The 11,855-nt window shown below is 57.1% G+C and carries 9 protein-coding genes and 1 pseudogene; 5 read left to right on the top strand and 5 right to left on the bottom strand.

Annotation, left to right across the window (positions count from 1 at the left end; all coding sequences use genetic code 11):
* Window positions 1-26: 26 nt before the first annotated feature.
* Window positions 27-251 (bottom strand): annotated as a pseudogene (locus AC07ZE_RS15165) (helix-turn-helix transcriptional regulator); the annotation flags it as partial.
* A 132-nt stretch (window positions 252-383) separates the two neighbouring features.
* Between AC07ZE_RS15165 and AC07ZE_RS15160 the strand changes: the two are divergent.
* The 5 genes from AC07ZE_RS15160 (at window position 384) to AC07ZE_RS15140 (ending at window position 5,780) form a co-directional block, all read left to right on the top strand.
* The gene (locus AC07ZE_RS15160; protein WP_207265526.1) at window positions 384-569 is read left to right on the top strand and encodes a hypothetical protein; all 186 of its coding nucleotides are present in this window, start codon (window positions 384-386) and stop codon (window positions 567-569) included.
* 159 nt (window positions 570-728) lie between these two features.
* Entirely contained in the window at window positions 729-1,664 is a 936-nt protein-coding gene (locus AC07ZE_RS15155; RefSeq protein ID WP_207267821.1) for a LysR family transcriptional regulator, read from the top strand.
* A 174-nt stretch (window positions 1,665-1,838) separates the two neighbouring features.
* The gene (gene tcuA, locus AC07ZE_RS15150) at window positions 1,839-3,290 is read left to right on the top strand and encodes an FAD-dependent tricarballylate dehydrogenase TcuA (RefSeq protein ID WP_207265525.1); all 1,452 of its coding nucleotides are present in this window, start codon (window positions 1,839-1,841) and stop codon (window positions 3,288-3,290) included.
* On the top strand, window positions 3,277-4,434 hold the full coding sequence (gene tcuB / locus AC07ZE_RS15145) for a tricarballylate utilization 4Fe-4S protein TcuB (protein WP_207265524.1): 1,158 nt from the start codon (window positions 3,277-3,279) through the stop codon (window positions 4,432-4,434). The genes tcuA and tcuB overlap by 14 nt, the downstream gene beginning before the upstream one ends.
* 47 nt (window positions 4,435-4,481) lie before the next feature.
* On the top strand, window positions 4,482-5,780 hold the full coding sequence (locus AC07ZE_RS15140; protein WP_020797486.1) for an MFS transporter: 1,299 nt from the start codon (window positions 4,482-4,484) through the stop codon (window positions 5,778-5,780).
* 160 nt (window positions 5,781-5,940) lie between these two features.
* On the opposite strand, the gene AC07ZE_RS15135 is transcribed toward AC07ZE_RS15140, so the two are convergent.
* From AC07ZE_RS15135 to AC07ZE_RS15120, 4 genes are all read right to left on the bottom strand, one after another.
* Entirely contained in the window at window positions 5,941-7,614 is a 1,674-nt protein-coding gene (locus AC07ZE_RS15135; RefSeq protein WP_207265523.1) for a methyl-accepting chemotaxis protein, read from the bottom strand.
* Between the two features lie 80 nt (window positions 7,615-7,694).
* Window positions 7,695-8,948, bottom strand: a complete 1,254-nt coding sequence (locus tag AC07ZE_RS15130) for an OprD family porin (RefSeq protein ID WP_207265522.1) — start codon at window positions 8,946-8,948, stop codon at window positions 7,695-7,697.
* Between the two features lie 99 nt (window positions 8,949-9,047).
* Entirely contained in the window at window positions 9,048-10,352 is a 1,305-nt protein-coding gene (locus tag AC07ZE_RS15125; protein WP_207265521.1) for a CitMHS family transporter, read from the bottom strand.
* 141 nt (window positions 10,353-10,493) lie between these two features.
* Complete coding sequence (locus tag AC07ZE_RS15120; protein WP_207265520.1) at window positions 10,494-11,825, bottom strand: dicarboxylate/amino acid:cation symporter; 1,332 nt, start codon at window positions 11,823-11,825, stop codon at window positions 10,494-10,496.
* Window positions 11,826-11,855: the final 30 nt, after the last annotated feature.

Below are 11,855 nucleotides of genomic sequence, written 5' to 3'. Positions count from 1 at the left end.
GTGAAGCCAATGGACATGAGGCGCGCGATCTCCTTGTCACTGCGCCCGGCCGCTACGTGCTCGACAACAGCACGCTCTCGCGGACTCAGGGCACCATTTAGCGGCAGCTCAACCGATAGCGCTTGCTGGAAGTAAGGCGTGAGGGCGTTCAGCAGAGTGAGCTCTCTGGGGCCAAACGCAGGTTGGTCAGCACTGCGCCATATGCGTAGATCCCCGACATCCCGTCCCTGGTTGAAGAAGAAAACGTTCACTCTAGAAAAAGGGCCAGCAGTCAAACAAATAGATACCAAGCCTACTCAAGATAAATACCTTCTATTTTGGTGACATTCACATCAACTGAGCTGACTGCTGACGAGCACGATGAGGAAGATAAAGATATGCGCATGAGTTGGTCACCCGAATACGCTGTTCCTGTCGACTCATCACCCACGCATTTCAAGGAGCAGAACCTGACGCCTCAGGCTGGCTGGAAACCTGTCCAGCCGTCCGACCACTTCCCCCGTGGGGAGTGGTGGCAAGACTTTGGCGACCCGGTTCTCGACGACACCTTGGCGCTTGACGTTTTTTAACGACATCGGGATAAGTGCAAAGCCGTTCCCCTCTGCAACCAGCCCTAAGAGAATGTGATGATCCGGCGGTTCGGGGGTGATATTGGGCTTGAAATTATTTTGCTCAAAAAACGCCTGGCAAAGGCATTCCAACATCGATTTGACGTGGAGCAGCAACGCTTGGAATTAAGACAACTGCGTTATTTCGTAAAAATCCTCGAACACGGCAGCCTGGGACGCGCAGCGCTTGAACTGGACGTGGGCGTATCAGCCCTTAGCCAACAGATCGCGAAACTTGAAAGTGAACTGTCAACCCGCCTCCTTAATCGCACCACCACTGGCGTCACACCAACCAGCTCCGGTATGGCATTCCTGCACCATGCCCAGCTGTGTTTACGGCAGGCCGACAATGCGATCATGGCGGCTCACCGTGGGCGAATGAGTGGGTATGTCACCGTCGGAATGGCGCCCACGACTGCCACTGTTCTCGCCCTGCCATTGATCAACGCGATGCGAGAGCGCTACCCGGATATTCAATTGCACCTGGTCGAGATGCTGTCCGGGCATTTGGCCACGCAACTCAATGCTCGCCAGATCGACCTGGCCATTCTGTTTCAACTCGAAGGGGGTAAGCGCTGGAGCGTGACGCCGCTGCTCGACGAGAAACTATTTGTCATCAGCTCACCTCACCTGCTCCACGCACCACAAGGAACCAGCGTGCAACTGGCGGATCTGGGTCAACTTCCACTGGTGATGCCGAGTGTGCAACACGGTTTGCGTTCTACGCTGATGGTTGCGTTTGAACGTTCGGGATTGGCGCCCAACATCATCATGGAAGTGGATGGTCTTGCCGTATTGATGAACGCAGTACGCGCAGGTCATGCTGCCACCATCCAGCCTGGTGCGGCAGCGGCGCTCAGAGGTGAGTCGGGACTTTCAGTGGTGGTAATTTCCGATGCTCACGTGGGTCGACGAAACCTGCTGGCGACACTGCCTGATGACGAGCTGTCTCCCGCTGCACTGGCGGCGCGGGTGGTTATCACCGATGTCGCTCGACAGTTGGTCGTTGATCAACAATGGCCTGGGGCATCGTGGATAGAGGGCGTCGCGCCATGATCCAGGCGCCCCCTCTTCTCGGCTGCCAATACTAATGTAATCCACAGCAAAGCCTTTATTAAAACTAAATACCCCGACTCATTTCGCGCCTTTCGACAACACGCTGACCGCCCTACCTTCTCCCCACTCGCGAGGAGCACTTCGTTCATGCCTCCTCGCGATTGAGGAGTGATGATGATCGACGTATTAGTAATTGGCGGCGGCAATGCCGCCTTGTGTGCAGCATTGATGGCGCGAGAGGCTGGCGCTAGCGTGATGCTGCTGGAGGGCGCACCGAAAATCTGGCGCGGTGGCAACTCGCAACACACTCGAAACCTGCGCTGCATGCACGACGCGCCGCAAGATGTACTGGTCGATGCCTATCCTGAAGAAGAGTATTGGCAGGATCTGCTGAAGGTCACCGGTGGGATTACCGACGAAAAGCTTGCACGTCTTGTCATCCGCGCCTCATCGAACTGCCGTGACTGGATGCGCTCCCATGGCGTGCATTTTCAGCCGTCGCTGTCCGGTGCCCTCCATGTTGCGCGCACCAATGCATTTTTCATGGGGGGCGGCAAAGCGCTGGTTAACGCGTACTTCCGTAGCGCAGAGAAGTTGGGCGTCGAAATTCGCTATGACGCTCAAGTGACTGATATCGAATTGAAGGACGGAAAATTCATTGCCGCTCAAATAAGTGAGCGCGAGGTCGAAGGACGACATCTTCCCGCCGAGCGTATCCAGGCCAAGGCCTGCGTTCTGGCTGCCGGCGGATTCGAATCCAACCGCGAATGGCTCCGCGAAGCCTGGGGTCAAAACGAGCGCGGAGAATGGCCTTCAGACAACTTTCTGATTCGCGGGACGCGTTTCAATACCGGCGTACTGCTTCGGCGCATGCAGGCCCTGGGCGCCGATTTCATTGGTGACCCGACGCAAGCGCACATGGTGGCCATCGACGCCCGCGCTCCCCTGTATGACGGAGGTATCTGTACCCGTATCGATTGCGTATCGCTGGGCGTGGTGGTTAATCGCGACGGTGAACGCTTCTATGACGAGGGCGAAGACTTCTGGCCCAAGCGGTATGCGATCTGGGGGCGCCTGGTCGCGGGTCAACCCGGTCAAAAGGCTTACTCGATCATCGACCAACAAGCCCTCGGCCGGTTCATGCCGCCTGTGTTTCCGGGCACTAAAGCCAACTCGTTGGAAGATCTGGCCCGCCAGTTGAAGCTTCCCGTTACGCAATTCGTCAAAACCATCGAGCAATACAACGCGGCCTGCCGTGTCGGCACGTTCGACCACACCGCACTGGACGATTGCCACACCGAGGGTTTGACGCCCGCCAAAACCCATTGGGCCCGCCCGCTGGTAAAGCCACCGTTCTGCGCCTACCCACTCAAGCCCGGCGTGACATTCACCTATTTAGGTCTCGCTACCGACGAAACCGCCGCCGTTCACTTCAACGACAAGCCTAGCCCCAACCTGTTTGTCGCAGGAGAAATGATGGCAGGCAACGTATTGGGCAAGGGCTATACCGCCGGCATCGGCATGGCCATCGGTACCGCATTCGGTCGCATCGCCGGTGTGCAAGCCGCGGCTGCGGCCGGCTTCCTTACCCCTTCATTCACGGAGCCCCAACATGCAGCTGTTTGATCCCCAGGCACCGGGGCATTTGATACCGGTACTCAACCTTGAAGAAAGCGAAGTCCAGCGACAAATGACTGTTTGCAATGCCTGTCGTTATTGCGAGGGCTTCTGCGCTGTATTCCCGGCCATGACAAGGCGTCTGGAGTTTTCTCAGGCGGATATCCATTACCTGGCTAACCTTTGCCATAACTGCGGTGCGTGCCTGCATGCCTGTCAGTACGCTGCCCCTCACGAGTTCGAAATCAATGTGCCCAAGGCCATGGCCAAGGTCCGCCTCGACACTTACGCCGAGTACGCCTGGCCACAGGTGATGGGCAAGTTGTACCGGCGCAACGGACTGACTTTGGCGCTGGCATCCGGTGCAGGGCTCGCTCTGTTTCTCTGCCTCACGTTGTTGGCGATGGGCAATCTATTTACCGCAATGCCCGGGGGGAATTTCTACGGGATCTTCCCGCATAACACCCTGGCACTGATGTTCGGTGCGGTCTTCGGTTTCGCGGTAATTGCTTTGACGATTGGCGTGCGACGCTTCTGGCGCAACGTTTCACCGGCGGATGCGCCCCGCCAGGAAAAGACCGCCGCTGCGCTGGAGGCCACGGCCAACGTCGCCCAACTAAAATACCTGGACGGGGGTCATGGCGAGGGCTGCAATAACGCCGATGATCAATTCACCCAGTGGCGGCGACGCTTCCACCACTTCACCTTCTACGGCTTCATGCTGTGCTTCGCCGCCACGGGTGTCGCCACGCTCTACCATTTCCTGTTGGACTGGTCGGCGCCCTACCCCGTCCTGAGCTTGCCGGTAATGCTGGGTATCACCGGTGGACTCGGCCTGCTGATCGGCCCCGCAGGCCTGTTGTGGCTGAACCTGCGTCGCCACCCCGAGCACGGCGACGAGAATCAGAAACCCATGGATCGCGGCTTTATCGCACTGCTGTTTCTAGTTAGCGCCAGCGGCCTCGCACTTCTCGCGTTTCGCGACACCACTGCCCTGGGCCTGTTGCTGGCGATCCATCTCGGCCTGGTCATGGCGTTTTTCCTGACCATGCCCTACAGCAAATTCGCCCATGGCATCTTCCGCAGCGCCGCGCTGCTCAAATACTCCATCGAAAAACGCCAACCGAACCCGATCAACGCTGGAAGCGACTGATCGCTGAGCCATCCATTCCAAAAACAATATTGATCACCACGGTAGCCATGATGAAAACAACAACTCAAGACACCCGATCCAAGGGGTCGAAACTGGGCGCCATCCTGCGGGTCACCAGCGGCAATTTTCTCGAACAGTTCGACTTTTTTCTGTTCGGGTTCTACGCGACCTACATCTCGCAGACTTTCTTCCCTGCCACCAGCGAGTTCGCTTCGCTGATGATGACCTTCGCCGTATTCGGCTCGGGGTTCCTGATGCGTCCGTTGGGCGCTATCGTGCTGGGGGCGTACATCGACAAGGTGGGACGGCGCAAGGGACTGATCGTGACGCTGTCGATCATGGCTGCCGGAACGGTATTAATCGCCTTGGTGCCCGGCTACGCCAGCATAGGCATCGCAGCGCCGATATTGGTGTTGCTCGGGCGACTGTTGCAGGGATTCTCCGCGGGTGCGGAAATGGGTGGTGTTTCCGTGTACCTGGCTGAAATCGCCACGCCCGGACGCCGGGGTTTCTTTACCAGTTGGCAGTCGGCCAGCCAACAAGTGGCAATCATTCTTGCGGCTTCGTTGGGTTATGCGATTAACGCGTCCATGGACGCTGCGGACGTTGCAGCCTGGGGATGGCGTATCCCATTCTTCATTGGTTGCCTGATTATCCCGTTCATCTTCATCATTCGCCGCTCGCTACAGGAAACCGATGCTTTCAAAGCGCGCAGCCATCACCCAAGTGCCAGCGAAGTCTTTCGCTCGATGCGGGACAACTGGCGCACGGTACTGGCTGGTGGTCTGTTAGCGTCGATGACCACCACCACGTTCTATCTCATTACCGTCTACACCCCGACTTTCGGCCGGTCTGTACTGAACCTGAGCACCAGCGACAGTCTGGTGGTCACGCTCTTCGTCGGCTTGAGCAACTTCATCTGGCTACCCATCGGCGGTACGATCTCTGATCGCATCGGTCGCCGCCCCTTGTTGCTGGCGGTCAGCTTGCTGTGCATCTTCACCGCCTATCCCGCCATGCATTGGCTGGCCGCCGCGGCAAGCTTCGAACGACTGCTCGCCGTGCTGCTGTACTTCTCTTTTTTCTTTGGCATTTACAACGGCGCGATGGTTGCGGCATTGACCGAGGTAATGCCGCAGAACGTACGAGTCGTAGGATTTTCACTGGCATTCAGTTTGGCAACGGCTGTGTTTGGCGGTTTTACGCCCGCCATCTCAACAATCCTGGTGCAGGCAACAGGGGACAAGGCGTCGCCCGCCTACTGGCTGATGTTTGCTGCGGTGTGTGGGTTCACAGCGACGACGATCCTGTATCGCAGGCAAAAAGCAGTGCCAGTCAACGCTTGATCAAAGAGAGGTTTCGGCGGAATTCAGGGCTTTGCGCTGAATAAATATCGCGCCCTGGCCTGCATTGAGTCATCTTCATCTCAATGCAGGCCAACAACCTACCTATCCTTTCCAGAGCCCTGCTCCACAATCGACCTGATAAGTGCTGTGCAGGACGGCATCAAATTTTGAATTGCCCCAGCAAGCTTTGCAGGTGGTTGCCGATCATATACATCTCATCGACTGTCTTGACCCCGAGCTGAGTCTGGCCGGCTACGCTGTCAATTGCGCGCGCGATCTGATGCACTCCGCGGTTAATCTCTTCAGCCACTGAGGTCTGCTCCTGGGCAGCGCTCGCGATCTGTGCGTTCATTGCATTGATAGTCGCGATCAGTTCGACCGTATTGCCCAGGAACTCAGCCGCCTGATCGGCCTGGGCGTTAGCACCTTGAGCGGCTTGCGTGGATTGGCGCATGGCACTGACTACGCCACCCGTAGTGCTCTTGAGATGCTCAACCATTGCCTGGATTTCCTGGGTACTGCGCTGAGTACGACTGGCCAGGGCTCGCACTTCATCAGCCACGACCGCAAACCCGCGCCCGGCAGCACCGGCACGGGCTGCTTCAATGGCCGCATTGAGTGCCAGAAGATTGGTCTGTTCAGCAATCGAGCGAATGACATCCAGCACGGTGACGATAGAAGCTACATCATTTTGAAGACTGTTCATGGAGATGCCGCTCTCATCAAGCTCCACGGTCAGAGCCTGAATTCGAGTCATGCTGCCATTGACGACTTGCCTCGCTTGTCGAGACTGTCTGTCGGTCTCGACGGCTGCGTCTGCAGCATTGTGCGCACTGACCGAGACTTCTTGCGCTGCCGATGACATCTCGTTTATCGCCGCGGCCACCTGGTCGGTTTCCTGGCGCTGCTTATCCATAGCGCGGTCGATTTGTCTGCTCTGCTCGGCCACATGGCTCACAGATCCATTCAACCGCTCGCTCATGGCAACGATCTGGCTGACGAGGCTGTGAATCTTTTCGATAAACGCATTGAACGAACCGGCAAGTTGTCCCAGCTCATCTCGACTTACAAGCGGCAGCCGCCGCGTCAGATCACCCTCACCCGCAGCGATTTCGTCAAGGTGGGTTCGGATAAGGCTCAAGGGACGCAAACTGCGCCTGACCAGCAGTAGAGTCAGTGCCCAGAAAATGCCAATCAGTGCGGTAGCGGTGATGGCAATGCTGTACATCAAGTTGCGTACCCGCAAATCAACATCGGCCCGCACCTTAGCGATCTGAACTTCAATACTGTCCAGATTGATCGCGGTGACCACCACCATGTCCCACTTGGGCAAATAGAAGCTGTATGCGAGTTTTGGCACCACTTTATCGGTGTTGACCACGCCACCTGAATAGTTGACGAAGTGAGTGTCATTTTTTGCCGCCGCGACCATTTCACGGTTCAAATAAATCCCGTTGGCGTCCTTGCGATCACTCATGTTGATGCCGACTCCTTCGCTGCTGTCACCGCGAAACAGGCGCACGACCTGGCTGTCATACCCGATGAAATAACCGTCATCACCATACTTCACTTTCGACAAGCGGCTGATCGCCAAGGCTCGGCTGGAGGGATCCCCGGGAGCCGCTCGATCATAAAGCTCGGCTATAGAAGTGCGAGCAATACTTGCGTAATCCTTTAACCGAATGCGACTCTCCTCAAGCAGTCGCTCGCGGGTGTAAGCGACTTCTTGCTCGGCCTGGGCCTTCAAAGTGCCGCGGGTGCTCAAACCTGAAACCAGAGCAAACAACATCACGGGTAATAAGGTCAGCAATAGTATTTTGGTTTTGAATGACATCGTTGAAATCCTTCACCCAATCCTATGAAGCCGCCACTAAAAAGGCGACCTGCGGGAAACGCGAGGCCGCGATCAGGGGATCACCAAAGAACGATGTCGTAGGTAAAGTAGATCCGGTTGCTGTCTCGGCCACGGGAATAATCCGAGCGGTAAACGTAGTTACGCAACCGCACACCCAGGCCTTTGAAGGTGCCTTGCTGCACGACGTAAGCCAGTTCGGCATCACGCTCCCACTCTTTTACCGTGGTGTTGGATTTACCGTCGTCGCCGCTCAGATAACGGGTGGAGAACGTCAGGCCCGGCACGCCGACGGCAGCAAAGTTATAGCCGTAGTTAAGCATCCAGGTTTTTTCATCTTCCTCGACGAACTTGCCTATTCCGGCGTTGCTGAACGAGTAAACCGTAGCGCCACTGATAAAGGGCAAACCAGCATCACCACTCAGGGTCTGGTATCCGCCACCGAAGGTATGGCCGGAGATAGCGTAGGACAGCTGCCCGCTCAGCATGTTGTTGTCGATCTTGCCACCGTAGGCAGAGCCGGTGTCGACACTGTTGAAGTAGCGCAAATCACTGGTCAGCACGCCGCCGCCCAAGGGAAGATCGTGCTGGATACCCGCAAAATTCTGACGGTAAAAATTTTCCAGTTCGCCGTAGAAGTAACTCAAGCGAATGGTTTTCCCCAGTTTGTATTCGGCCCCTGCGTAGCTGAAGTCGCCTGATTTATCACCGCCATAACCGTCGGGCACAATCGGCATGCTGTCGGTGGAATCACGCTGTTTGAATCGATCCAGGTAGCCCCCGGAGAGGGTGAGATTGTCGATGTCGCCGCTACTGATCTGTGTGCCCTGGAACGTTTGCGGCAATAGTCGCGCATCGTTGTAGATCAGCACCGGAGTCTTGGGTAACAAGGTGCCGTATTTGACCGTGGTCTTGGCCAGTTGGGCCTTGGCCGTCATACCCAGGCTTGCGAATTCGTCAGCCGCGCGACCGTCATCATGGACGGGCAACAAGCCCGTGCCGCTGCGGCCACGGCCGGAGTCGAGCTTGACCCCGAACAGCCCCAGGGCATCCACACCCACCCCGATGGTGCCGGGAGTAAACCCTGACTGGTAATCCAGCAGAAAGCCCTGGGCCCACTCGGTGCGTTCGCTCTTCGCTGTCCTTGCTGACCTGGCACTCAAGCCATGCTCGTCGCGGAAGTTCTCGTTGAAGTAGACGTTGCGCAATTGAAGCTTGAGCTTGCTGTCGTCGATAAAACCTTCAGCGCTAACACTCGCCAATGGCACAAGTGCAAGAAGAGGAAATGAAACTCCACGGGTGAACAAAGTTGTCATAGCGAACTACTCATTGTTGTTATTTGGCGTGCAGAACAGCGCGCGCCTCGCTGGCGAGGCGCGTCAGGAGAAAACCAGTGAACCGGTGGTTTGGGTGAATCAGGTGAAGAGGCTGATCGCCCCGGTCAGCAGGGCGAGCGCGGTAATCACCAGAGAGGTGAGTACCGCCCATTTGACGGTGGCTTTCTGAAAGTCGCCGATGTCGCGATCGACCATTCCGACCAGCAACAGGGTCGAAGCCACCAGCGGGCTCATCAAGTGCACCGGCTGACCCAGTACCGATGCCCTGGCAATTTCCAGGGGATCAATACCGTAGGCTGCGGCAGCGTTGGCGAGGATCGGCACCACGCCGAAGTAATAGGCATCATTGGACAGCACGAACGTCAGCGGCATGCTGGTAATCGCCACCACCAGCGGGAACAGATGCCCCCAGGACGGTGGAATCCACTCCACCAATGTCTGCGCCAGCGCATCGACCATTTTCGTGCCGGAGAAAATCCCGGCGAAGATGCCTGCGGCAAACACCAACAGTACGACGGTCATGGCGTTGCCCGAATGAGCAAGGATGCGTTCCTTCTGAATATCCAGTTGCGGATAGTTGATCATCAGCGCCAGTACGAATCCGATCAGGAACAGGATCGCGGAATGCATGATCCCCATCACCAGCGCTACCATCACCGCGATCACCAACAGCAGGTTGACGTAAGCCAGTTTCGGTCGCTTGTGTGGCGTGTCTTCAAGTATCGCCTTGATGTAGCAATTTCCCCCGCCGCTTTCCAACTGGATATTGCCGATACGCTTGCGCTCGGCACGGCCCAGCAGGAAGGCAGTGAACACCACCCACATCGCGCCGCCAATCATGGTCGGCAGCAAGGGAACGAAGTATTCACCGGCATCCAGGCCCAGCGCCGCGATCGCTCGGGTCGCGGGCCCTCCCCAAGGGGTCATGCCACTCATGATGCTCAGAGAAAGCATGGCAATGGTCGCCAGGATCATTGGATTCATCCCGATACGTTTGTACAGGGGAAGCATGGCCGCACAGGTAATCATGTAGGTGGTGGTGCCATCACCGTCCAGGGCCACCAACAGCGACAGCAACGCTGTGCCGACCGCGATTTTCATCGGGTCGCCGTTGACGCGCTTGAGGATCTTGCGGATCAGCGGGTCAAACAGGCCGGCGTCGATCATCAAGCCGAAAAACAAGATCGCGAACAGCAGGAGCGCGGCCGAAGGTGCGACCATTTTCAAGCCGTCGAGCATCATCTTGCCGGTAGTGCCCCCAAAACCGCCAATGACGGCAAACACAATCGGCACCACTGTCAGGGCGACAATCGGCGACAACCGTTTGGTCATTATCAGGACGGTGAAGACCACCACCATGGCCAAGCCAAGCAATGCGAGCATAGGTAAGTTCTCTTGTTCTTATGAGTAGCGTGGCCGACGCACAGACGCACGACCCCGTGCCCGCCAGATGGCACGATCAACGGTACCTGGCGGGGGGTGTTAATTGAAGTATTGAAGGGGGCTCGATTCAGCCGTGACCGTTTAGACGTGCTCCGTGACCTTCAGGCCGTCCCAGTCCGGCGTCTGGACTTGGGTAGGGGGCACCGCGGGCAAAGGTGTGCCGTCCAGGGTGCGCAGCAGGGTCTCGCGATCGCAGGCGTTCTCCGAGATGGACATCACCACGGTAGCCACCGCGTTGCTTGCCAGACTGGTCAATGCCCGGGCCTCCGACATGAAGCGGTCGATGCCGATCAGCAGGGCGAGTCCGGCCAGGGGAATGTCATGGATCACGGTGAGTGTCGAAGCCAGCGCGACAAAACCGGCGCCGGTGACACCCGCAGCCCCCTTGGAGGACAAGAGCATGATCGCCAGCATGGTCACAGTCTGGGTCAGGCTCAGTTCGATGTTGCAGGCTTGGGCAATGAACACTGCTGCCAGCGAGAGGTAGATCGCCGTACCGTCGAGGTTGAACGAGTAGCCCGTTGGCAACACCAACCCCACCACGCCTTTTTTGCAACCCAGGGCTTGCAGCTTTTCCAGCATCCGCGGCATCACAGGCTCAGTGGAAGAAGTCCCCAACACCACCAGGAACTCTTCCCGGAAATAGCGCAGCAACTTCCACAGACTGAAGCCATTGGCCCGGCAAATGCTCCCCAACACCACAAAGACGAAGAACGCGCAGGCGATGTACAGCGTCATGATCAACTTGGCCAACGAGCCCAGCGATGTAATACCGTACTGGCCTACGGTGAACGCCAAAGCGCCAAAGGCACCGATCGGAGCGAAGCGCATCAGGTAGGAGAAGATCTTGAACACCATGTGCGAGGCAGATTCCAGCACATCCAGTACCGGCTTGCCACGCTCGCCTATGGCCGAGAGTGCAAAACCGCAAAGCACTGCGATGAACAACACCGGCAGCACTTCACCTTTATTGAAAGCACCGATGAACGTGTCCGGGATGATGTGCATGAAAAAATCGACTACTCCCAGCTTCGCGGCGGAATCGGTGTACTGCGACAGGCCCTGGGTGCTCAACTGGGTAGGGTCAATGTTCATGCCCACACCGGGCTTGAACAGGTAGACCGACACCAGGCCGATGATCAAACTGATCACGGTCAGCGCCAGGAACAGCAGCATGGTCTTGCTTAACAGGCGGCCGAGGGAGCGTTTGTCGCTCATGCCGGCGATACCGGTGACGATGGTGCAGAACACCACCGGAGCGATCATCATCTTGATCAGCTTGATGAACGCATCACCCAGCGGTTTCAAGGCAATGGCCTGTTGCGACCAAAAATGTCCGACCAACACACCCAACAGCACGGCGAAGAGAATCTGGAAGTAGAGCGATTTTACAACTTTCATGGCATCACCCATTTTTAGAATTGTGCTGATGCAAAAACGGCA

The sequence above is a fragment of the Pseudomonas sp. GW101-3H06 genome (assembly GCF_059424605.1).
This window is presented reverse-complemented; position numbering and strand designations above follow the sequence as displayed.